This is a genomic window from Candidatus Synechococcus calcipolaris G9 (assembly GCF_029582805.1).
GTDB classification, from domain to species: Bacteria; Cyanobacteriota; Cyanobacteriia; order Thermosynechococcales; family Thermosynechococcaceae; genus Synechococcus_F; species Synechococcus_F calcipolaris.
Window position 1 is genome coordinate 16,388 of record NZ_JAKKUT010000002.1, and the last position, 23,983, is coordinate 40,370.

A 23,983-nucleotide genomic window follows, 5' to 3' on the forward strand; every position below is an offset into this window, starting at 1 on the left:
CGTATTTGAAAGCTTATCTCTAAGTTGCGATCCCCCAAGGGGGATTTAACTAGAGCACAGCCGCAAATAAGATGTTGAATGATTCAGTTATCAGTAATCAGTTTTGTTGGTTCTGCATCATGCAAACCAGGCACAATAAGCCATAGCCACATTCGACATTTGAATAAGCGCAAGGGCAAGAGTTCTTCGGGAAAAGTTTGCTGACCGTGCCCCTGCCAGTGCCCTAGATTAGCAAGCTGTTGTTTGGCACAGGGCGGAAAGAGATCTCCAGGCTTGCCCTTATCGGGGCTGTAACCAGGATCGTTTTCTTCTAGGGACACCAAATCAGGCAAGCGTCCATTTTGGGCGTAGGGACAAGGTTTGCCGTTCAGTTCTGCTGAAATCATCCCAGAGCAAATCAGGGTGTCAGGATAAATTTTGCCCTCGGGAGAGAGGAAGAGGGCTTTAGGAGGAAGATTGACACCGCTCATACAGGATACCGATAAGAGATTTCACATCAGGAGTACACCTGATCGTTTATCAGTATTTTGTGCGCTCACCGCACAAAAGTCAATATTGTTTCATGAATCTGTTGAAGGTTCTGCAAAATTGACTTGTTTGGCAACTATGTTGAGGAGCTTGCATTTGGAGCGATCTGGTTCGTATTTGCTGTTTTCCCATTCGCTTATAGTTTCTCGGCGAACGCCTAGCTCACTAGCAAATTGCTCCTGGTTAAGACCTTTGGCAATTCTCAGTGCCTTAATCGCGTCAGCATTCCAGATGATTTCACCGTCCTGTCGCTGAATGTGATAAGTTGCCCGAAAAGTCTTGAAGGTAACGGTTTGCTGAGCCAAATCTACACACTCAACTTGGTAGCCTGCGCTAATCCAAGCCCCGGCTTGGAGTGGGCTAGAGCTATCGCGGTTGCTCCACCAGTTTTTCTTCCTGCGTGCTGAGTCAGGAAGTGAGCAACCCATTAAGACTTCGATTTCGGCGAAAGTCAGTGTCACTGCTGCTTGATTGCAGTAGTGCAGGTGTTCATAGAGTGGGTAGTACTTGCTTCCAGGTTTAATGCTCATTGTTCATTAGGCAATGAGGATAACAAGGTTTCCAGTTGGGCAAGTAGCGGTTCTAACTCTGAGATAACCGTTGTCCAAATCGTTTGTTGGCGAATTTCGTCGTAACGGTGAATCAGGATATTGCGTAACCCAATAATTCTACGCCAGTCAATCTCTGGATGGGTTTGTCGAAATTCATCCGACAGTCTACGAGCGGCTTCCCCTAAGATTTCAAACTGTCTTTCTACGGCACTCTGGATGAGTGCGCTGTCTAGATAAGCCTCATCGGTCAGGCTCGTTGTAAATTCCTGAATCCGGCGAATGGCGCTGACCATATCCCACAGTGATCCAGCATCACGGTTGTTTGCTTGCATAGATCACCTGATGAGTTCGTAAAATTTCGTGCCGTCGATAGGGATTTTTCAGCCCTTCTTTATCGGCAATATCCACCTTGCGCTTGAATAAGGTTTCAAGTTCATCTTTCATATCGACCCAATCAAACAAGCTCCAGCCTGGGTTGGGGGCAAAGGTAATGAGAACATCAATATCGCTATCGGGGCGAAAGTCATCCCGCAGAACGGAACCGAACAGAGCAAACTCGATAATGTGCCAGCGTTGGCAAAACTTAGCAATCTGAGCGGGCGATGCCGGGATGCGTTGATTAATAGGGGGTTTTAGTTGAGAAATCATGATCCAACACCTCAAATCAGCGGGTTGATAATTCGGAGTTTGCCTTCAATCAGTTGATCATGCTGCATATCTTCGGAGTAAAGAATGCTGCAATTGTTCAGTAAAGCTGTGCTGACTAGCAAGCTATCCCAATAGGAATAACCATAACAAACATTAATTTTTATGGCTTCAATTACCTGTGTTGCAGGAATTTCAGTGATATCAAATCCAGCGACGAGTTGAGAGATAACTTCTTGTGCCTGTGCTTGAGTCCGAAATTTCTTTTTTAGCAGGACATTATAAAGTTCACCCAAAATTTGAGTACTCATGATTAGAGATTCAATTTGAGATGAAAGCAGTGCGTTAACTTTTTCATACTTGTCTGCTGGGTTTTTGCTATAAAGATAAACCCAAAGATTTGTATCGAGAAGGACTTTATCGCTCATACAGTTCTTCTCGATTAAATTTATAATCTTCGGGTAACTTAAAAGAGTGCTGTTTGAGTTGTTCTAAAAAACGCTGTTTCCTGGATTCTAAAGTTTGTTCATCCTGTTCTTTTGACTCGTTGGTGTCTTCTAACACAACAATCCTGAGTTTTTTGCCTTCTAACGCCGCATCCAGCTTTTCATCGAGGACTAAGTTGCCGTCGTGGTAGGTCGCTTGTATAACTTTGCTCATGGTGTATATCTCCTGGTTGTCCTGAATCCTGGTTTAGTTCTCGCCAATTTCCTCCTCACCCAAAATCATCCGCTCTACTTTGGCTTTTGCGGCGGCTTCGGCTTCGAGTCGCAACCGTTTTGCCTCACTACAAGGGTATATAGCTTTAGTAAACATCGTGCTCTCAAAGTCTAAATGCAACAATCATTTTCATCATGGTAGATTTTCTCTGAAAAATTATTCATTGAGTACTCTTCAGTTTGTAGTTAAAAACCAGCACTAATCGATGCTAAATATCTCCTCTTTATTGAATCACATATGTCTACTTATATTGTGCTAGGAAATCAAAATCACAAAGCTCGTCCAAAGCTTTTTTCTGATTTTCAATTAGCTTACTCAATTCTGAAGCATCAATTCTAATTCTCAGATTGCCGTATTTATCATAAGGATGAGCTTCTGTTTTTTGATTTCTAGATTCATTTATTCTAAGAAAGCATCTGTTAGCGATTGGAAAATAATCCTTAATACAACCAGAGTTAAGATTAACCCCGTATTCTTTATTTGCCTGTTGAATGTTCATAAACTTACAAATTTGATCATAAACGAGGTTATTGAAAGAATTAAGATTCAAGAGTGATTTTGAAGGATCGGTGACTCTATGTTCGAAAAACAATCGGAAAGAGATAGATAATTCTTTATATAAGCTTTTATCATGCCATACAGTCTCATTGAAAAACAATTCAGGCTTTGATATAGAAAATTCATTCTTTAAAGTATGAATTATGTAATCTATCTTATTTCCAGAAATAAGATTTTGAATATATTCATTGTATTCCGAGAAATCAAGATCGCTTGGAGCAGGTAGAAGTAGAGACAAATATAGAGCGTGAAGCGAAATTAAACAGTCTTTACTTTTTAATCTACTTTTAATAAAATCATCCAAATAGATAGGATCCTGAATTATTTTAAATTTAAAGTTAACAACTTCTCTATTCAGAAAGTAATTATCTGAATGAAAGGAGTTGATTAACTCGATTTTATTATTCTTATAGAGCCACTCAAACATGAAGTACTTAACTATCCAATGCCTATCTTCATCTCGCATATATTTTCTATAAATATCTTCCATAAATTCAAGAGTTGGAAAAAATTTAAACACTAAAGCTATGAGATAATGAAATAATATTTTTTCGTCTCGTAAGATATTAATTAGCCAGTCCTTAACCTCGTTATCGTCAGAAAAATGATTCTTTAGATAAAAGAGAACGGCTTCAAAATGAATGTATAGGTTTTCCAGATTTTTTAATAAGATTGACTTTACATCTTCATCTTTATTTAGTTTATACAAAGAAAAGCTAATTATAGTTTTATCCAAGTATCCTTCAATATTATCTTGGTTAAAACAATTCAAAAACCTTTCTTTTAATTTTTTATGAGTTTTAGCTTTGAGACTGCCTTTCTTTTTGTATTCTTTAGTAATCGCTGAAAATTTATTTCTTTGATGCTTTAAAGTTTTATCTATATCATCTATTTTACTTACTAAGATTTTACTGGCTTGAGGAATTAAACCTAAATCTCTCGCTACTAAATCTAAATATGCTATCGCTCTCTGTGCTGTGATCTTATCTTTTGAAAAAATTCTTATGTCATCTACATATCGAATATATTTAATGTTAAGCTTGCTACTTTTAATTTCTAAATCGAGATGAAAAAGATATAAATCTGCTAAAAAAGGAGAACCGATAGGTCCTTGGGGTATGCCATGTTTACTTTTGAAGGTTTTATGGCTGAAATCGCTTGTAAATGCTTCTAATAATTTAAGTAACAAGCTTGAAAGACGATTGTCAATATAATTCTTCTCTAAAATTTGCTGAAGGGTATAGTGATCAATTGTGTCAAAGAATGAAGCTATATCAAATTCAGCTAAAAAAATATAGCCCTCTTCATAGTGTTTTCGAGTTCTTTGCTCAAATTTATTCCATTGCTCTTTCCATGGTTTGAAGAAAAAAATCTTATTTATTTTGTTCTCTGTCGAAGTATTATAAACGTTTCCAAAAATTGTATTGTTATAGTATGGAGAAATATCATTATATACTACATCTGCAATTACGTTGATAATTGCTTGATAGATTAATAAATCTCTAAATTTCAATAGAGATAATGGTCTTACAAGGTTGTTTTTTTTTGGTATAAATATCTTGTATGAGCTGGTTGGACTGAATATGCAATGTTTTATTTCATCTAAAAGACTTTTTATATTTTCCTCCAAAAATAACCCGAATATCTTGAGATCTTCGTAGTATAAATCTTTGTAAACGTTTCTAGGCGCGGTCTGTAACCTTTGAAAGGCTAAGATAAAATTTTCTTTTGACAAGAAACTTTCAAACTGACTTTCTTTAAGCATAAAGTTTACTCAATAAATTAAAATTTTACCTGAAAAGTGAAATTTTTTGGTTGTTTCTGCTGTTGAATATCTTTAATCAAAATTAAGGTTAAACATCACTTATTCTTCCTTACTTTTTCTTTTCTTATCTTCAGTGTTAACTGCTCGTCATATCACTTGGCAAACAAAAACTTGACCATGGCATCCACCGCTTCCTGGGGCTGCAATCCTTCGTTATCCCGCAGGAGCGAGTGACAACCCGATCTCGTATCCCCCAACACCTCCCGAAACTTGTCACGGGTCAAGGGTTGCAATCCCGTCTGAATGCCATCCGGCTCACTGGGATTGAGGATTACCTTAAACGGGCTATGTTCCGCCGCAGATCGCGCACTTTCGTACTTGGGCAAATTCCCAATTTCCTGAAGCGCACGGGGATACTCTAAATCCCGACGATAGATTTTGGTATTCGTACCACTGGTCAGGATGGCATACCGAGCGGAGGGCGAGGCACTCATGTAAGCATTAAGGCGATTTAAGTGCTCTACCCAACCTTCCGGTTCCATGCCTTCAAATTTCTTCCCTGGCTCCATCGCCTCCACCATGATGAAGGCGACATCTAACCCGCCCCCTGCACCGATATAACGGTCATCGTAGACAATCAAATCTGCCCGTCCCTGATACCGCCGCCCGCCCTGATGCGTCCCTTCGGAAAAATCCGCATTGAGTTCTAGTTCCAGGGCATCCAGTGGAACACCGTATTCTTGATGTAAGAGAGCGATCGCCCAAATGGTTACTGGATCCTCTGCTGGACGAACGTAGGTGCCATCTGCCTTGAATAATTTTGACAGATTGGAGTGCTTCCGATAGTCCGCTGGAACATCGGCTGGGCGTTGGTAGGGGTTAGTGAAGTTGGCAAAGGACATGCGATCGGCAAAGGTAAGAATCATACACTTGATCCTCTATGATGCATTAAAGTCCTCGAGTTGTCTTGTTCTATGACTATCAAATAGGCATCGAGCTAGTTCTTTGTGCCATTGATCGAATACAGCAGCATAATCGGACAGTTGAAAGATCTCGGTGGAGATGCAAAGGTTACTAGCCGCCGTTGAAGGGGAACGATCTGCTTAAATCCGCAGTAATAACGTCTGATCTGGATTATTCCGACGGTGTTAAGGGCAAGGGAGAACGGCGATCGATGCCGCGATCGTAGATCTCAATATTCCACTGACCGGTGCGATCGGACTGGAATACGACAAAGCGGCCGTCGCCACTAATGCTGGGGGAATGCACATCTCCTTGCCAGTTGGCAGTAATCAGGTCTTGGTGACGGGTGAGGCGGTCATATACATAGATATCGGATTTACCTCGGCCCTCTGACCGATAGGCAATGTAGCGGCCATCGCCACTAATGCTGGGCTGATCTTGCATAATGCCAGGGCGATTGAGACCAGGGAGGTCAATGATGCGCCGCTGTTGGACATCGTAGAGAAAAATGGCGCGATAGCCGGGGCGATCGCTACTAAAGACAACGTAACGGCCATCGTAGGAGAGTTGGGGGTCTTCATCCCGACGAATACTATTGAGACTGCCACCAAAGTTATCCGTAGGTAGCAAGAGATACCCACCGGAGGCACATGCAGCCAAGATGGGGACGAGAGCCAGAGTCAATCCCTTGTTGGCAATATTTCTTAAGGAAAACCTAGGCATATATGAAGAAACGAAACGGTTCTTAAAGATTCAGTTAAAGACGGGTTATCTCCATCTTCCAAGTGCTAACTTAATAGTAGGCGCATAAAGGTTCAGTCAACGGTGAGAGTGAATTTAAGGCTTGTGCCTCCCAGTCCTTGAATTCAGGATGGAGCCATCAATGTTTTGTTTTTGCATTAACATTTTTGATTGTCTTCTCAACTCTAGCTTTGTCCAGCATCATCGTTATGTTGCTTTCGTCTTTTAGCAAACCCACGTTGAGCGTAAGGGAGTTTAACTAAATTTCAGAATGTAATTTGTTGCAGTTTGTTTGTTGCAGGTTAGTAGATCATTCTCTGAAGTTTAGCCACTCTATACCAACCTGGTTAAGGATATTCAAGGGTTTGGATTCTGATTGAGAGCGTTTGTTTTTATCCACCCTATTCTTAAATGAGTCTAACAATCTATTGCTAATCATTTTTGGGGTCTAGTTGCCATCAACTGGGCCCCTTGTTATTGAAAACGTTATTGAAAATATTTAATATACTAAAAAATTGTCATTCCCTTGTGGGCAGGATCCTTTAGGTTCCTGGTAGTTGGCGCAGGTCTTCACCGAGGTGAGATCGCTCCGCTAAGGCTAACAATAGGGGGCCGTGGGGGCCATACTCGACAATACTCAGGCTGGCCACGGGGGCAGCAATGCGATCGCGGAATCGACCCACATCGATCCCCAACAGGCCACAGACCATAATCCGAATGGTTGCCTTATGGGAGACCACGAGAACATTGCCATCGGTATGGGTTTGTTCAATCTCTTCGAGGACTTCACTACTGCGGTGGGCAATATCCACACCCCGCTCTCCTCCGGTGGGGGCATTCCAACCCGGATCCGCTAACCAGCGCACATAGTCATCATGGAATTTGGCATTGACTTCTTCCGGGGGCATCCCTTCCCATTCACCATAGTGAATTTCCCGCAGGCCATCCCGTTTGTGCATTTCTATGCCAATGCGATCGCACAGGGGTTGGGCGGTGGTGATCGTTCGGCGCATTGGACTGACATAGACTGCGGTCCAGGGCATTCGTGCATAGGCCGTCGCAAAGGCTTCTGCCATCTGTTGCCCTTCGGGGGTGAGGTCGGGATCCATGGCTCCGCAGTAATCATTGGCGCGGCTGTAGGGAGTCTGGCCATGGCGAAGAAAATAGAGTTTTAGAGTCATGGTGGTGAGAGTCATCCTTGGATAAAGAAGCTATGAAGAAGCCGTGAAAATGTAGCCGCAGAAACTTATGTGGGGTGATAGAGTGGACGTAACTCTAACGTTAGAAATACCTTAAATCATGCAGTTCCCCCGATCCAGTGGTCTTTTGCTCCATCCTACCTCTCTGCCGGGGGGCCATGGCATTGGGGATTTAGGCCAAGCTGCCTACGAATTTATTGATTTTTTAGCTGCCAGTGATCAGCAATTTTGGCAGGTACTACCCCTCGGGCCCACGGGCTATGGCCATTCTCCCTATATGTGTTACTCGGCAATGGCGGGGAATCCCTTACTCATTAGTCTAGATGGGTTAGTTTCTCAGGGTTGGTTAACGGCAGAACATCTCAGTCACTTAAATTTGCCCAATAGCGATCGCCTTGATTACGATGCGGTCATTAGCCAAAAGTTGCCCTTGCTAGGCATTGCCGCCCATCAATTTATGGAGAAGGCGGATGACGATCAGCGGCAAGAATTTGATCAGTTTTGCCAGGATTCTGCCTATTGGCTCGATACCTATGCCCTTTTTATGGCCCTCAAAGATCAACACCAGGGTCAGGCTTGGTATGACTGGCCGTCAGAACTGAGTCAACGAGACGCAGAAGCCTTAGGGATTGCCACCAGCGAACTCAAGGAGCAAATTTTCACCTATAAATTCCAGCAATTTATCTTCTTTCAGCAGTGGTCAGCCCTTAAGTTCTATGCCAACAGCAAAAGAATCCAAATTATTGGCGATATTCCCATCTATGTGGCCCACGATAGTGCGGATGTATGGGCATTTCCTGAATTTTTCCAGTTAGAGCCAGAAACCGGCGCGGCGGCCTTCATGGCCGGTGTTCCCCCGGATTACTTCAGTGAAACGGGACAACTCTGGGGCAACCCCATTTATAACTGGGATCGCCTAGCCAAAGAGGACTATTACTGGTGGATTGAGCGTTTTCGCTGTCTCCTGCGCTACGTGGATATTATTCGGGTAGATCACTTTCGCGGTTTCCAAGGCTATTGGCAAGTGCCCCAGGGTGAAACAACTGCCATGAACGGGGAGTGGGTGGATGGCCCCGGCGCGCAATTCTTTGAGGTTCTCGAAGAAAAAATGGGAACTCTACCCATCTTGGCAGAGGATCTAGGGGATATTACCCCAGATGTGATTGTATTGCGAGATCGTTTTTCATTTCCAGGCATGAAAATATTGCAATTTGCCTTTGGTGGCGGCGCAGATAACCCCTTCTTGCCCTTTAATTACGTCCGTAACTCCGTTGTCTATACCGGAACCCACGATAACAATACAACGGTGGGTTGGTTTGGCCAGCTTTCGGAATGGGAACGGCAGCGGTTAAGTGATTATTTGGGCTGTTTTTCCAGTTCTGGCATTCACTGGGATTTAATTCGTTTAGCCTTGAGTTCCATTGCTAATCAAGCGATTTTTCCAGCACAGGATGTCTTGGGTCTGGGGGGCGAAGCACGGATGAATTTTCCCAGTACCACCTCTGGGAATTGGTCTTGGCGACTGTGGCCCAATGAATTACACCAAGACGTGGGCAACCACCTCAAGCATTTAACCCATCTCTATGGCCGCCAACCCATACCGGAAGAACCAGAAAACCCAGAAAATAACGAGGATCATAACTAACTGGGCTAAGATTAGAGCGGTTCAGAAGGATATTCTCCATGATTTGGCGTAAACCCCGCGGCCGCCCGCCCCAGTCCCTTTCCAGCGGTAATATTGTCACCATTGCCCTAGAACTCTATCGCAGTCAAGGCAATCGCCATTTTCTGCTGAGTTTATTTGCCCATGCCTGGTTTTTTCTGATTAGCTTGGGTGTGATGGTGGGCCTGTTAATCTTTCTCTTCGTTTCGGCGATCGCCGCTGGGGTCAGCCAAAGCCCTGTGGGTTTCATTATCATTTTCGGCTTGGGTCTCCTGGTGGCCTGTCCTTTTTTTTTCTATGGTTTGGCTCGGTTTACCGCGAGTGGTGGATTGATCTCCCGCCGTATTCTCAGCACACTGGAACAAAATGAGGAAACGGAAGAGACGGCCCGCACCTACATTTTTCCCCGCACCCTGACGTTTCTCTGGAGTAACCTTTGGGCAGGGAGTATTTTAATCCTGGTCTATGCCCTACTAGGACTGTTCCTCTATGTGATGTATTTAGGGCTTTGGCCCATTGTCCAAAGTCTAGAATTTTTGGATTTGAGTGAGGGCGTAAGTGCCGTTCTGATCACGGCCTTTATTTTATTTATTATTATTCTTTTGGTGGGATGCTTATTTGTCATCTCCTACATTTCGGCCCGTCTAGCCTTGGCGGATGCCATCCTGGCGATCGAACCCGAATGTAGTGCCCTGCAAGCGATTCAACGCAGTTGGCAATTAACCCAGGGCCAAGCCTGGCATACCCTAACGGTGTTTTTCATTGCCTCTATTTTGGTCGTGCCGGCCAATATTGTCGCCGGTATTGTCAATAGCCTGGTGATCATTCCCGTGGCGGGATTCTTTGTGGGCGTGTTGCTCTTTCCCCTGTGGCAAGGGATTAAAACAGTTATGTATGTGGATCTAAGGGTTCGTAACGAAGGGGCAGGATTTGCCGTTCGCCGCTCCATTGCACCACCCATGCGGTGGCTACGGCGGGTCTGTTTGCAAACCCCAGAAAGTATTGAGCTGGATTTTGCCTTGGCGGGAATTGGTAGCCGTGTATTGGCTTGGTTGTTGGATCAACTAATTCTTTATGTCACCCTTTTTCTTGTCTCATTTTTAGTCATTTATTTGTACTTGTTTGGTCTGTTGCCCTTTTTAACCGAGGCGTTTTCAATCTCAGACGATACCCTCAATCTTTGGGCTCTAAGTTTTTATTTACTGGGGATGTTTTTTATCTATAACGGCTACTACATTTATTTTGAAACCCTCTGGCAAGGTCAAACCCCTGGCAAACGGTTTGCGGAAATTCGTGTAGTTCAAGATAATGGTCGCCCCATTGGTTTACGGGAAGCGACCCTGCGGAGTTTACTTCAGTCCGTTGATTTTACTTTCTTTGGCATAGGAGCCTTCTTAATTGCGTTAACTAAATCAGAAAAGCGATTGGGAGATATGGCCGCAGGAACCCTAGTGATTCAAGATGAGCAGGCCACCCGCCAGGCTCCACAACAGCAGGCCGTTAGTCCAGAGGCAAAGGAATTGGCCCAATGGCTTGGCGATCGCCCTGGGGTGGATCGGGTGACCGGGGAGCAGTACCTAATGGTGCGAAATTTCCTCAGTGGTCGTCAACGCCTAAGTCCATCGGGTCGCTATCGCTCTGCCCAGGAGTTACGGGAACAGTTAGAGCCAATGATTTTTGGGGATACGCCCCACCCCAGCATAGCCCCTCGCCTTGAAGCCGTCGCCCCGGAGGTTTTTATTGAAGCAATTTATCTGGCCTACCGGGTTCTGCACCAAACCCCCTCTGGAACATCTCCCCAGGATTCTCGTCCCCCATCCTAGTTCCTAGCCCGGCTATTGCATATATATAACTCCCTATCTACAACCGTCCAACTATTGCCCATGATGCCTGTGAGGATTTGTTATGCGTCACTTGTTTTCAGCTTTAATCGGTTTAACCGTGGCAACGGGGGCGATCGCTCCCCTAGGTTGGGCCCAACTAACCCCTCCAGCGGAATCCGAAACCCAGCCAAGTCGTTATCAATTAATAGGAGTCACCTTTGAAACACCCCTCACCTTTTCGCCACCGAGGGGAACGGGCAGTGGGGTTGCGGTGGTGTATCCCCCTATGGCGGCCCCTGGAGACCATGAGTTAATGGTGAGTTTACTGGAGATAGATATGCCCAGTGGTATTTTAGGGGAACTCACGAATACCGAACTTAGCAGCTTTCTGCGCTATACGGGTTTAGGGGGCGCCCCAGCCCGTCGCCCTAGCATGATTGAGCGGCGCATCTTCGGCCGACGAATTCAGGGGGAGGTTTTCTTTAAGGAGGGTGAGCGGCCCATATACCAAGAGCTATACTTGGTGCGCCTATCGACGGGGAAACGAATGGCGATTTCTCTAGAGGCAGAAGAACGGGCCCCCCTGGCCTTGGTGGAAGAGGTCTTTAGCCATGTGGCCAATAGTTTCATGGAATTGCCCCCCCGTTCCCGGGAATGGCGACGCAGTTTTGAGTGGCACAAGCATAATTCTGCCCAGCGGTAACGTTAACCTGTTTTCAGTTATTTTTATTATTCCAAAAGAGCCTGCTTAAAGGCCGCATTGTCCGGTAGCATTATCTGCCAGTTGTCTAGGGTATCCAATTCCACGGTGGGGTTGATAAACTCGCCATCTAAAATATGCCCCCCAGTGCGGCGATCGCTGGTAATAAAGTGAAAGTGGTAGCCAGGGACGTTGATATTACTCAGGTATGGGGGCAGACGAAATCCCACTAGGGTTCCCGTCACATTTCGCTCCTCAAAAATGCGCTGTTCATTTCTGACCACATCTAAGAGGGGCGGGTAGGGGGGTGTTTGCTTGGGCACACTTCGGAACTTGAGATAGGGGAATGTACCATGAATGCGCAGGGCATAGGGCCAATTTAAGCTGGGTAAGGACTCATCAATTCGTTGCTCCAATTCCTGATAGGAGAGGTTGCCCCCTAGGGGAAGCGATCGCTGCCTATGGAAAAAAGAGACCACGGAAAAGGGCGTTTCTGTGTCATCTTCAACCCGATGAACCCCGCCATCAACATCAATTTTGTAGACCGTCCCATCCAGGATCACCATTTCCCCGTCTAAACCCTCAAAGGTTCCCAAACCAAAATCACCATGCTCCTTTAGCTCGGCCATGGTTGTGGCCCCCTCATAGATGCCAATATTTAGGGCCCCCAATGTTGACACCTGAAAGCCAAGGGTAGATGGGGCGTTTTGGGAATAGGCCGGCCACCCATGGGTCGAGAGTCCATTAATGGCAAACGTCGTTAGGAGGAGCAGAATGGGCCACCATAGCCACCGTTTTAGTTTCATTAGATACAGAGGCCTCCTTTTTCTAATCCTTTTTCTTCAATCTCTTTTCTTCAACCCTTGGGTATTAATTCCAGCCTAAAAAGACCATCAGCTTTTCAACAAAATTAGTGTAGACCATGCCACTGCGAAATTCAGCGGTATCCATTACCTTTTGATGAAAGGGAATCGTCGTGGGTAAACCGGTAATGGCACACTCCCGCAGGGCCCGCTTCATGCGAAGCAAGGCACCGTCGCGATCGGGTGCCCAAACAATTAATTTACCAATCAAGGAATCGTAATAGGGTGGAATTTCATAATCCGTATAGGCATGGGAATCCATCCGCACACCTGGCCCCCCAGGGGGTAAGTAGCCACTGATCCGGCCGGGATGGGGGCGAAAATTGCGCTCGGGATCCTCCGCATTGATGCGGCATTCAATGGCATGGCCCTTCAAAACCACATCATCTTGCTTTAACCCTAGCCGTTCCCCTTGGGCCACCCGAATTTGCTCGGCAATCAGATCAATCCCCGTAATCATTTCCGTTACTGGATGCTCCACCTGGATGCGGGTATTCATTTCCATAAAATAGAAATTATCTGAACTATCTAGCAAGAACTCAATGGTGCCGGCCCCAACATAGTTAATCGCCTTCGCCACCGCCACTGCGGCCGTCCCCATTTTTTTCCGTAACCGTGGCGTTAGGGCTGGACTGGGGGCTTCTTCAAGTAGTTTTTGATGACGGCGTTGGACAGAGCAATCTCGCTCCCCAAGGTGAATCACGTTGCCATGGCTATCGGCCAAAATCTGAAACTCAATGTGCCGTGGATTCTCAATAAATCGCTCCAGGTACACCCCCCCATTGCCAAAGGCTGCTTCCGCTTCCCCTTGGGCCGCAGATAGGGCCCGACCCAATTCTTCCGGTTGTCGCACCAGGCGCATTCCCCGGCCGCCACCCCCGGCCGTCGCCTTAATCATCAGGGGATAGCCCACTTTTTCAGCAATGGTTCGGGCCTCTTCCTCATCACTGACTAGGCCATCACTGCCGGGAATGGTGGGCACACCCACCCGTTGCATGGTTGCCTTTGCCGTGGACTTATCCCCCATAGACTGCATTGCCGCTGGGGTAGGGCCAATGAAGGTAATTTTATGATCGGCGCAGATCTCGGCAAAGCGGGAGTTTTCGGCTAAAAAACCGTAACCGGGGTGAATGGCTGTGGCATTTCGGGTTAGGGCCGCCGCAATAATATTGGGAATATTTAGGTAACTGCGGCTACTAGGGGCATCACCAATACAAACCGCTTCATCCGCTAATTGAACATGAAGAGCATGGCGATCAACGGTGGAATGGACAGCAACCGTGGCAATTCCCATCTCTTCACAGGTACGGAGAATTCGTAAGGCAATTTCCCCCCGATTGGCGATGAGAATTTTTGCAAAAGCCATGGCGTCCTCAAGGATCTATAGGCGATCCCTAATGCTATCACAGAGACTACCGACGTTCTAGAGCAAACTGGATCAGTTGATGGACAAGCTCAGGAAAGGGGACACCACTGTTGCCCCAGAGTTGGGGGTACATGCTCAGGGCCGTAAACCCTGGTAGGGTATTGACTTCGTTAATTAAAACCTCGCCGGTCGATTCAAGGTAAAAGAAATCCATTCGTGCTAGACCCGCCCCATCGATCGCCTGGAAGGCTTGTATGGCCATGGTTTGAATTTGACTCACCACTTGGCTGGGTAAATCTGCGGGAATAATCAGATTGGCTCGGCCGTCGGTATACTTGGTGTCGTAGTCATAAAATTCGCCACTGTAGGTAATTTCGCCAACCACAGAGGCACGGGGCTGATCATTGCCGAGAACGGCACATTCCACTTCCCTGGCAACCACACCGGCCTCGACAATAATGCGGCGATCGTAGCTGGCAGCACTGTCTAGGGCTGTGGTGAGTTGTTGACGGGTTTTTACCTTGGATATCCCCACGGAGGAGCCTAAATTAGCCGGTTTGACAAAGCAAGGGTAGCCCAGTTCCGTTTCAATGCGATCGCACAGGTGGGTATAGCGGCAGGGGTCAGACCAAATCTCATTGCGATTAATGGCAATGTACTTCACCTGGGGTAATCCCACTGCGGCAAAGAGGGCCTTCATCAGAATCTTATCCATGCCTAGGGCGGAGGCAGCCACCCCTGAACCCACGTAGGACTGCTGCATTAGCTCTAAAAGTCCCTGCACCGTCCCATCTTCACCATTGGGGCCATGCAAAATCGGAAACCAGACATCAATCTCGGCGATCGCGACAGGAAGTTGCCAAAGGGTGGTGGCTTTTGAGTCTGGTTCGTCCCGGAGGGGTTGACCACTGGCTAAGACCTGGGCGGCAATGTCTCCATCGCTCCACTGGCCATTTTTCTGGATGTATACCGGTACTAATTCATAGATTTGATCATTGGGAGGAGCCGCAATGCCCTGGGCGATCGCTCCTGCTGAAATGATTGAAACTTCGTGCTCCCCTGACCGTCCACCAAAAAGTAAACCAACCCGTAACCGACTCATGTCTGGATAAGACTCCTAATTAGGTTTGTCATATTTTTGTTTAATCTCTACGATTTTTTGTTTAATCTCTACGATGCACTCCAGACCTGCATGAGCCAAGCCAAGAATTTGCTATTTCATTTTAAGGTATGGACGATGACATCCAACAAACTTTGTTTTTTCAGCCTTTATTTTCTTGACACCCCTAACTCTCTTCTTTCTCCCAGATGTGATTACCCTTAGGGGCTGTCTAGGGGGCTGTGAGTAGGAGTAATTGATCCTCCGGTAGGTGTTCTCGGTAGCAATGATCTTGGGTCAAAATACCTAACAGGCGCAAACCCCAATCGGGGGTGACATGGAGATCGGCCCAAGGGATGGCCAGTTCTAAGCATTTATCAAAACAGAATTGAATTCCCTGCTGCCGATCTTCCCATTGATAGTTGGCGATCGCCTGGGAGAGGGACACTTGCTGTTGCAGAAAATTCACCTTGAGGTGATGGTGGTAGAGATAATTCAAGGGAGCCTGATCCGGCAATTCTGCTAGGGGAATGGGACTGTTGTAGAGAACTTGCTCTGGGTAGTACCAGAAAAAGTGTAGGCCTGACATCCGCTTTACTGCATCGAGGTCAGTCCCTTGAAAATCTAGGCGAAGATAGAAATTTAGGTGATCCACCCCATACCAGAGGCGTTGGGCCAGGCTTTGGCGATGCATGGTTCCCCGGGCACCCCCCACGGTAATCCGACCGGCAAAGTTCCAGTCCTGTTCATCCCCCTTACCGTCAATGATTGGGTGAATATAGCCTTGGGGGGGGTGAGTTTCCTTGACTTCGTGGGATTCGAGGGGTTTTTCCAGATCGTCGGGAATGGGTTCATTAAGGGCTTGGTAGAGGGCGGCTAAATGCTCCCGAAAGAGTTGATCAAACATCGCATCTTGGTTGGAGGAATGGCCTTCCCCAAACCACCAGAACCAATCTGACCCTTCCGCAGCTAATAAGGCTTGCCAAGCGGCGGGATTTGCTTTTTCCGTGGCCTCAGGATGCCGCGCCAAGGTTTGGCGGGCCGCATTCAGGTAGTCCCAGGCTTTATTTTTGACGGGATCCCCAATCCAAGTGGTAAAACTACCATCAATCCAGGAACCACTATGGAGGCGATCGCTGGGCAATTGCTCTCGTACTTCAAATCGTTGCAAGTATTCTGATACGGTGACTAGTTCAAATTCTGGGCGATCGCTGAGGCGTTGATAGAGCGATTCTAAGAAGGGTAAACCATCCTGCTGATAAAATTCCCAGCAATTTTCCCCATCCAGGGCGATCGTCACCAGCCAGGGTTTCTCTAGGGCGGTTCCCCCATCCTCCTGTTGGGAGAGTAATTTGATTTTAATGCCCTCTAAATGACCAATTAAATCCTGGGCGGCTACATCTGGAGCCATGGAACTATAGGTAAAACCAATCAAATCTGAGAGGCGATGATCCCGAAAGACAATGGCCATATCCCCCTCATTGGTTTTTAAGCCGTAGGGCTGATACAGGTGTTGGGGGTCTTGAACCGTGCCCCGCTCATCCCGATGGAAGAAGGTTTGGGTCGTCCATCCTAAAACGGCCTCATCGGAGCAAAGCCATTCAAAGCCATGGTGGGCAACCTTGGGCAAAATTCCGGGGCTGACGGATTGCTCAGAGGGCCATAACCCCCGAGGTTTCCGCCCAAAGGTTTGCTGGTACAGATGGAGCGATCTCCGCAAGTGGCGATCGATGTCGTCCGGGTACTGAAAACGATCTGCCGGTAAGGTCATCTGGGGAACCGCAACTCGTCCGGCATCCGTATCCGCCAACAGGGGTAAGATCGGATGGGTGTAGGGAGTCGTGATCACTTCAATCTGGCCATTGTCTTGCATCTGCCGATGCTGGGGCAAAATTTGGCTGAGAATGTGGCGTTGTTTGGCAATGATTCGCTGACGATCGCTGAGACTAAAGTTTTTCCCCTGGTCAAACCATTGGGCAATTTCATCTTCCTGCCAAAAGAAAGGATCAATCCAAGCCAGATTATGCCAAGCCAACAGATCCCCATAATCGGCCAGAGTCCAGTTTTGCCAACACCAGGTTGCCCCTTTATCCTGCCGCTGTTGGTAAAGTTCATTGTAGCGGGGATGGGGATCAATCATTGTCCGATGGTTGGCATCAAAAAAATGCTCAATAATAAACCAACGCTGTTGATCTGTTAATTGCTCGACCGGGGTCAGGGCTGCGGTGAGGTAGGGATCCAGGGCCACGCCATTAACATAATCTTGAATCTGTAGGATTAATGACGGGACTAGATTAACCGTCTGGTGCAGTCTTGGGTACTTTGCCAAAACCATGATCAGATCCAAGTAATCCTTGGTGCCATGGAGTCTCACCCACGGCAAAAGGTATTGGCCACTACGGCAGCTTTTATAGAGGGGTTGGTGTTGATGCCAGATAAACGCAACATGGAGGGGATAGGCCACAAATCAAAATCCTGAATACATCTCTCCAGTATCCCAAGGAATAGAGGAGTCGGGCCCAACTATGAAGTTTGATAAAAAAAGCTCCCTAGGAAGGAAGCTTAAAGGAAACGATAAGCAGTCGTTGACTTGGTGTTCCAATGGGTCATCGCTGATGTTGTAGAGCTTTTGTAGCACCAGCATTTTGAACACCAGAATCACATCCATAGGCTTGCAACCTGCCTTACTTTTGTACGATTTTTCGTGGATATGGGACAAGATGGGGCGAAATGTCTCCCATGGAACGAGGGCATTCAAGCGGTTCAAGGTGTCCTGCTTCCCTGCCAGTTTCTCAAGGCGTTCGTCTAGGTCCCAAAAGCCTTGTTGTCCTATCGTTCACGTTAAACCATGCTACCTTCTCTAACATGATCTCATGGCCACAACGCTGTTGCCAACTTTTCGAGGTGCCCTCAAAGTAATTTAGGAACGTCAACCCATTCAATGTTTTTCTTTAATTCATTACAATGCTTCCATGATAAATATCTATCATGTTGCAATCGTCCAACAACAATTCCCGGAGAAATTCCTAGATCTGATGAAAAGTTAATGATTGATTCCGTCTGAAGATTACCAAAACTGATAAATCGGGAATAGTGAGCATATGGAATAAGAAAGTTGGCAGCAAAACTATCAGCTTCCCTTTCTAACGGATCATCGTGAGCTTCATCGCTCTCAACAAATATAGTTGTTTTCTTTTCCTGTAAGACGTGCTTGCATTCATGAAAAAAAGTAAACCAGAAATGATCGTCAGATTTGTGACGAAGACTCATTTGAATAATAGGTCTTTTAGAGCTTAACCAACGGGTTACGCCTGAAGCTCTAATACCTGGGAGAGGAGGAACAAAAATAACAGTAACACCAACCTCAGCACATAAAGTAATAACCTGAGGAATGAATTCAGTTGGAGATAGTCTAGTTAAGTTACGAATATTCTGTAATATGAACTTAAAAGCCTTAGAATCATAAGACTTAATATACCGATCCTGAGCCTCAATTTCCCCTCTTTGTAGCCAAGAGTAAGTAGCTTCGTGATTAACTTTAAAAGCGTTAGATTTACGATAAGAAATAGATAACTTACTCCAATAAGCTTCAAATTGCTCAGGAGTACTGATTCTAAAAAAATTTAATATAATTCGGATACGTTCGACTTTGTCAGGTACATAATTAACCCAACCAAGTTTACACATCTCTCGGTAGGGAAAACGATCAACCCAATCGCTCCATTCACGTAAACGTTTTTCTTCCTCCTGTCGTGCCAAAAAATCACGATATAGCTGTTCACGATTATTCCAAAAACTAGCAGGAACACCAAGAACACGCTCAAACTGCAAAGCAGTATCTACCGTAATTACCGCTTTACCATGAATAATTTCATTGATGGTTTTCTTTGGCCGTCCTGTCCGAATTGATAACTCTGCTTGGCTCATGCCCAATTCCTCAAGCAGTTCGTTCAGTGTTTCACCAGGGGGCGACACATAATTTGGTAAATATTGATTAGGAACTGCACTATTCATGAGTATCCACCACCCCTAAAATTCGTACTGCGGTTATTGTTTTCCAATCCAACCCACCGTCAGGCTTTACTGGAACTGGATCGTTTTCAGGCTGGAAAATTAACCGATATGGATGATCTAAATCCAAAGATAACTGTCCAGCTCGATCATGCTGCAACTCATGGCAACGACCAGGAAGACTACGCATATCCTCAAGAGTATTAGCCGCACGAAGGTCATCCAATCTCTGCCGAATACGCTTGGCACGACGTGTGCCATATTCTTTTTCCAGCTGTCTTTGATTGTTGTAAAGCTTTTCTAACTTCTTTTCAAAGACTATATCCATGATAACTTATATAGAGAAATGATTCACCCTTAAGGTTAACATATTTTTAAGTAATGAAAGTATTTAAAAGCTATCTGGCTACTGGCGATCAATCTTGCCTGCATCTTGACTGAAAAATAGGGAGTAAATAACCGTTATCAGTCGTCACTAGCCTTAATAGCAAAAAATAAATAGCCCTAAACCCAACACATAGCAACGGTTTCAGGGTTCTTTTTCTTGAAAACTAACGCGCCCTGGAGGACTTGAACCCCCGACATCCGGTTTTGGAGACCGACGTTCTACCAACTGAACTAAGGACGCACCTCTGAGGAGTTTTTTAGAGGGGGCGATCGAACCTGGGTTTGATGCGAGCAGCCTTACCAATCAGATTACGAAGGTAGTATAGCTTAGCTCGACGTACCTTACCCCGTTGAATAATTTTAATCGTATCAATACGGGGAGAGTGGAGTAAAAACACCCGCTCAACGCCCACCCCTTGGAATATTTTCCGCACCGTGATGGTTTTATTGATACCGCTGCGGCGCATGGCAATCACATCCCCCTCGTAGGGCTGGACGCGCTCCTTGCCACCTTCTCTGATTTTGACACCCACCCGGACGCGATCGCCCACATAAATCACCGGCAAGTTATCTTTAAGTTGCTCAGACTCAATGGAGCGAATGATTTCCTGGGCGTTCATGAAAATGTTCCTAACTCGCGATCTCTCAGTATAGTTGAACGCTTACAAGAATGTCTAGATCACGATTTATATTTTATGACATCTAAATTTTTACAAATTTTCCGTAGAAAAGAGTCGGCTAAAAATTGGGGAAATGGCCGGATCCTGTACTCCCTAGAGAGTTAACCTATCCGGCCACAGTGTAGGGTCACGCCAGGAATTACGTTAAGGATTGCTCTGTTTCGGCAATACTCAAGAGCGTTTTGAGAACGGAATCTGGATTTAGGCTAATGGAATCAATTCCCTGCTCGACGAGAAAGCGAGCAAACTCTGGATAGTCACTGGGGGCTTGACCACAGATGCCAATTTTGCGGCCCTGAGCTTTAGCGGTTTGAATGGCTTGGGCGACCATCCGCTTGACCCCTTCATTGCGTTCATCAAAGAGATGGGCCACCAAAGCCGAGTCCCGATCTAAGCCCAGGGTTAACTGGGTCAAGTCATTGGAGCCAATGGAAAAGCCATCAAATACCTGGGCAAACTCATCCGCCAGCACAACGTTACTGGGCAACTCACACATGACGTAGACCTCTAGGCCATTTTCGCCCCGTTTCAGACCGTGCTTGGCCATCTCCTCTAGGACGCGGCGACCTTCATTGGGGGTACGGCAGAAGGGAATCATCAAGATTACATTGGTTAAGCCCATTTCATCCCGTACTTTTTTCATAGACTGGCACTCTAGAGCAAACCCTTCGGCATACTTCGGATCGTAGTAGCGAGAGGCACCCCGCCAGCCAATCATTGGGTTTTCTTCATGGGGTTCAAACTGTTTCCCGCCGAGAAGGTTGGCATACTCATTGCTCTTGAAGTCAGACACCCGCACCACCACGGGTTTGGGATAAAAGGCGGCGGCGATCGCCCCAATGCCTTGGGCTAGTTTATCCACAAAGAAGGCGGCTTTATCAGAATATTGGGCAGTGAGTTCAGCAATTTTGAATTTGGCCCATTCATCTTCAAGGTCATCGAAGTGAAGCAGAGCTAAGGGGTGGGCCTGAATATGATTAGCAATAATAAATTCAAGCCGGGCCAAGCCCACACCATCATTAGGAATCGCCGATAAGCTAAAGGCCTCTTCCGGATTACCCACATTCATCAAGATTTGGGTGCGGGTACGGGGTAAATCGTGGAGCGGCACTTCATCGACGTGAAAAGGTAGCAATCCACCGTAGATACGCCCTTCTTCCCCTTCGGCACAGGAAACCGTCACCTCCTGACCCGTTTTAATCTGTTGAGTTGCATTGTTAGAGCCGACGATCGCCGGAATGCCCATTTCCCGCGCAATAATCGCAGCGTGACAATTACAAGCGAGGACTGGGGTGTATTTCTCAGTGAACACAACATAATTGTGATGATCGGCAACTGTAATGTTAAAAACTTCAGCCGGTTGTAAATCCTCAACTTGAATCACCCGCTGCATCCGAATATCGCCTTGCCGCAGAGACTCAAACTCATTCATTTCTTCTAGGAGTTGTTCTGAAATTAAATAATTCTGATCTCGACGCAATTTCACTTGACCTACAGCCGTTTCATCAAACAACTGACGGGCAGAAAAAAAGCGAGTTTGAATTGTGCGGGCGGTCACTTCCCCCTTGACCCGTTGTGTATAGCTCAGGATTTCTGGCAGATTTTCAACAATCTGGATGTTATAGATATTGCGATTGCGCGTAACTTGGGGAATGGTATTGATCTTCATACAGGCCACGATGATCGCTTGTAAGAGATTCTCCTCAGAAACATAGATATTGATCCGATTGTTGGCATAACACCCATCACCGTCAATCACGCCCGCCAAAAATTGATGAGCAACCTCTGGAGAACCTTTGAGTAGAAGTGAGACGATGTTTTCTTCGAGTTCTTTCACCTGATACGCGATGGATTTGGAATAAAGGCGATAAGCTGTGGCCTGGCCAGTGACTGTTTCCCCCCGAATCACTCCGGTAGATGCTTTTTTCTCATAGGGTGTGAAAGACTTACCGAAAAGTTTCACCGCTTTAGCCTGCATTGTGGCAATGAAAGCAGCTTTTTCAGGAACATCTTTTTGGATGAATTGCACTTCTCCGTGAGTCCGAGCGTTATAGATAGAACCATCCGTAATGATGCCCCCCAGGAAATAGGCTAAATCAGCAGCTTCTTCAGACTGTTTAACTAACTGGGGTATCTTTTGAGCGACGACAACCATTTCATTCTGGGCCAGCATTTCTTGGATTTCGGTTTTGACAAACTGACCATTGCGGAGGTTGATCATTTTGTGGTCTGGAGTTAAATGCAAGGTGTTGTGGGTCATTTTGCCTGTTTGAGAGATACTGACCCCGATCACATGGCTTAGCCGTTTCATGGTGTCAACAATCGGTTTCCATTCAATCTCTTGGGTTTGCAGATTAAACGAGAGGGTTAACAGTCCTTCACTGCCACGGCCATACACTTCGCTGAGGGTCATAAACCCTTGATTGGTTAAAATCTTGGTATCACCTGTAAAGCAAGTCCGCCCCCCCTGATCGGTGACGATCGCCCCCGCTTTTTTCATAATCGGTTCCCAGTCAGGATCCGTTCGCCGCGTCACTAGCACTTCACCCGCTTGGAACTGATCAATCTTGTCCACATCTAAAATGACCCGTGCTTTGCCCTGGCCAATCATTTCACCCACGGCCCGACCTTTGGCTAAAACGTGACCGGATGCATCTAGGTGATAGCTGCGTAAAATATTTCCAGCTTTTTGGGACTGCACTGTTTCCGGTCGAGCCTGAACAATAAATAATTCACCCGTGATCCCATCCTTGGCCCACTCAATATCCATGGGGGTATAGCTGCCGCGAATCGTTGAGTAATGATCTTCAATGGCACAGGCCCAGCGGCCCAAGGTGAGAATTTCGTCATCGGTGAGGGCAAACTGCTCCCGTAGCTCTTGGGGCACGGATTCATTTCGGGTCAGTTTAGACCCCCCCAAGTCATAGACCATCTTAATTTCTTTAGTGCCGACGGATTTTTTCAGAATAGGCTTAAATCCCGCTTTCAACGTGGGCTTAAAGACCAAGTATTCATCGGGGTTGACCGCCCCCTGCACTACGTTTTCCCCCAATCCATAGGCGGCAGTGATCAGGGCCGTATCCTTAAATCCGGTCTCCGTATCAATGGAAAACATCACCCCAGAGCAGGCCAGGTCAGAGCGCACCATTTTTTGCACCCCCACGGACAGGGCCACATCAAAGTGATCAAACCCCTTAATTTGGCGATAGGAAATGGCGCGATCGGTAAAAAGGGAGGCAAAACAGCGGTGGCAGGCTTCTAAAACACCTTTGAGACCGTGGACATTTAAGTAGGTTTCCTGTTGACCGGCAAAACTCGCATCGGGTAAATCTTCGGCCGTGGCACTGGAGCGTACCGCTACATCGGTGTCGGGGCCGTAGCGATCGCACATTTTGCCATAGGCCACGGCGATCGCCTGATTGAGATTCTCGGGAAAAGGAGTTTGTAAAATGAGGGTACGAATTTTCTTGCCGATCCTGTGAAGTTCGGATACATCGTCCACATCTAGGCCGGTAAGGGTATCCCGCAACTGTTGATCAATGCCACCCTCATGGATAAAACAGCGGAAGGCCTGGGCCGTTGTTGCAAAACCATCGGGCACATTGATCCCCTTAGGAGTCAGTTGTTGGAGCATTTCCCCCAGGGAGGCATTTTTACCCCCCACCAAGGGTAAGTCACCCATACCCACGGCATTTAATTCAAGGACAAGGGCCCGATCAGG

Annotated in this window: 21 protein-coding genes, 1 tRNA gene and 1 pseudogene; 3 read left to right on the plus strand and 20 right to left on the minus strand. The window is 46.4% G+C overall.

Going from position 1 to position 23,983, the window contains the following annotated elements; translation table 11 throughout:
• Positions 1–83 precede the first annotated feature (83 nt).
• The 10 genes from L3556_RS02790 to L3556_RS02835 form a co-directional block, all read right to left on the minus strand.
• Entirely contained in the window at positions 84–470 is a 387-nt protein-coding gene (locus tag L3556_RS02790) for a hypothetical protein (RefSeq protein ID WP_277865793.1), read from the minus strand.
• Between the two features lie 90 nt (positions 471–560).
• Positions 561–1,058 (minus strand): helix-turn-helix transcriptional regulator, encoded by a 498-nt coding sequence (locus L3556_RS02795; protein WP_277865794.1) that lies wholly within the window; start codon positions 1,056–1,058, stop codon positions 561–563.
• Positions 1,055–1,372: a HepT-like ribonuclease domain-containing protein gene (locus tag L3556_RS02800; protein ID WP_277865795.1), complete on the minus strand. Its 318-nt coding sequence runs from the start codon at positions 1,370–1,372 to the stop codon at positions 1,055–1,057. Before L3556_RS02800 ends, L3556_RS02795 begins: the two co-directional genes overlap by 4 nt.
• Positions 1,373–1,391: 19 nt before the next feature.
• The gene (locus L3556_RS02805; RefSeq protein ID WP_277865796.1) at positions 1,392–1,727 is read right to left on the minus strand and encodes a nucleotidyltransferase family protein; all 336 of its coding nucleotides are present in this window, start codon (positions 1,725–1,727) and stop codon (positions 1,392–1,394) included.
• 11 nt (positions 1,728–1,738) lie between these two features.
• On the minus strand, positions 1,739–2,152 hold the full coding sequence (locus tag L3556_RS02810) for a PIN domain-containing protein (protein WP_277865797.1): 414 nt from the start codon (positions 2,150–2,152) through the stop codon (positions 1,739–1,741).
• Positions 2,142–2,384 (minus strand): hypothetical protein, encoded by a 243-nt coding sequence (locus tag L3556_RS02815; protein ID WP_277865798.1) that lies wholly within the window; start codon positions 2,382–2,384, stop codon positions 2,142–2,144. Before L3556_RS02815 ends, L3556_RS02810 begins: the two co-directional genes overlap by 11 nt.
• Before the next feature lie 301 nt (positions 2,385–2,685).
• Complete coding sequence (locus L3556_RS02820; protein WP_277865799.1) at positions 2,686–4,767, minus strand: RNA-directed DNA polymerase; 2,082 nt, start codon at positions 4,765–4,767, stop codon at positions 2,686–2,688.
• Positions 4,768–4,919: 152 nt separating this feature from the next.
• Positions 4,920–5,693: a type I restriction enzyme HsdR N-terminal domain-containing protein gene (locus tag L3556_RS02825; RefSeq protein WP_277865800.1), complete on the minus strand. Its 774-nt coding sequence runs from the start codon at positions 5,691–5,693 to the stop codon at positions 4,920–4,922.
• A gap of 208 nt (positions 5,694–5,901) precedes the next feature.
• Entirely contained in the window at positions 5,902–6,453 is a 552-nt protein-coding gene (locus L3556_RS02830) for a TolB family protein (protein ID WP_277865801.1), read from the minus strand.
• A 560-nt stretch (positions 6,454–7,013) separates the two neighbouring features.
• A complete protein-coding gene (locus L3556_RS02835; RefSeq protein ID WP_277865802.1) occupies positions 7,014–7,652 on the minus strand; it encodes a histidine phosphatase family protein in 639 nt (212 codons plus the stop codon).
• Positions 7,653–7,770: 118 nt separating this feature from the next.
• On the opposite strand from L3556_RS02835, the gene malQ reads away from it, so the two are divergent.
• From malQ to L3556_RS02850, 3 genes are all read left to right on the plus strand, one after another.
• Positions 7,771–9,315 (plus strand): 4-alpha-glucanotransferase, encoded by a 1,545-nt coding sequence (malQ, locus tag L3556_RS02840; protein ID WP_277865803.1) that lies wholly within the window; start codon positions 7,771–7,773, stop codon positions 9,313–9,315.
• A gap of 38 nt (positions 9,316–9,353) precedes the next feature.
• Positions 9,354–11,156: an RDD family protein gene (locus tag L3556_RS02845; RefSeq protein ID WP_277865804.1), complete on the plus strand. Its 1,803-nt coding sequence runs from the start codon at positions 9,354–9,356 to the stop codon at positions 11,154–11,156.
• 82 nt (positions 11,157–11,238) lie between these two features.
• On the plus strand, positions 11,239–11,859 hold the full coding sequence (locus L3556_RS02850; protein ID WP_277865805.1) for a hypothetical protein: 621 nt from the start codon (positions 11,239–11,241) through the stop codon (positions 11,857–11,859).
• A 26-nt stretch (positions 11,860–11,885) separates the two neighbouring features.
• On the opposite strand, the gene budA is transcribed toward L3556_RS02850, so the two are convergent.
• The 10 genes and pseudogenes from budA to ppsA form a co-directional block, all read right to left on the minus strand.
• On the minus strand, positions 11,886–12,662 hold the full coding sequence (budA, locus tag L3556_RS02855) for an acetolactate decarboxylase (RefSeq protein ID WP_277865806.1): 777 nt from the start codon (positions 12,660–12,662) through the stop codon (positions 11,886–11,888).
• A 64-nt stretch (positions 12,663–12,726) separates the two neighbouring features.
• Positions 12,727–14,085 (minus strand): acetyl-CoA carboxylase biotin carboxylase subunit, encoded by a 1,359-nt coding sequence (gene accC, locus L3556_RS02860; protein ID WP_277865807.1) that lies wholly within the window; start codon positions 14,083–14,085, stop codon positions 12,727–12,729.
• Between the two features lie 46 nt (positions 14,086–14,131).
• A complete protein-coding gene (locus tag L3556_RS02865) occupies positions 14,132–15,187 on the minus strand; it encodes a D-alanine--D-alanine ligase family protein (protein WP_277865808.1) in 1,056 nt (351 codons plus the stop codon).
• Between the two features lie 229 nt (positions 15,188–15,416).
• Positions 15,417–17,648, minus strand: coding sequence for a glycoside hydrolase family 57 protein (locus L3556_RS02870; RefSeq protein WP_277865809.1), 2,232 nt, complete (start codon positions 17,646–17,648; stop codon positions 15,417–15,419).
• Between the two features lie 3 nt (positions 17,649–17,651).
• Positions 17,652–18,017: a transposase gene (locus L3556_RS16395; protein ID WP_479682444.1), complete on the minus strand. Its 366-nt coding sequence runs from the start codon at positions 18,015–18,017 to the stop codon at positions 17,652–17,654.
• Positions 18,018–18,094: 77 nt separating this feature from the next.
• Positions 18,095–19,198, minus strand: a complete 1,104-nt coding sequence (locus L3556_RS02875) for an ImmA/IrrE family metallo-endopeptidase (RefSeq protein ID WP_277865810.1) — start codon at positions 19,196–19,198, stop codon at positions 18,095–18,097.
• Positions 19,191–19,523, minus strand: a complete 333-nt coding sequence (locus tag L3556_RS02880; RefSeq protein WP_277865811.1) for a type II toxin-antitoxin system RelE/ParE family toxin — start codon at positions 19,521–19,523, stop codon at positions 19,191–19,193. The genes L3556_RS02875 and L3556_RS02880 overlap by 8 nt, the downstream gene beginning before the upstream one ends.
• Before the next feature lie 227 nt (positions 19,524–19,750).
• Positions 19,751–19,823: transfer RNA gene (locus L3556_RS02885), tRNA-Trp, on the minus strand.
• 16 nt (positions 19,824–19,839) lie between these two features.
• A complete protein-coding gene (gene rplS / locus L3556_RS02890) occupies positions 19,840–20,208 on the minus strand; it encodes a 50S ribosomal protein L19 (RefSeq protein ID WP_479682445.1) in 369 nt (122 codons plus the stop codon).
• A 193-nt stretch (positions 20,209–20,401) separates the two neighbouring features.
• Positions 20,402–23,971: pseudogene (ppsA, locus tag L3556_RS02895) on the minus strand (phosphoenolpyruvate synthase); the annotation flags it as partial.
• Positions 23,972–23,983: the final 12 nt, after the last annotated feature.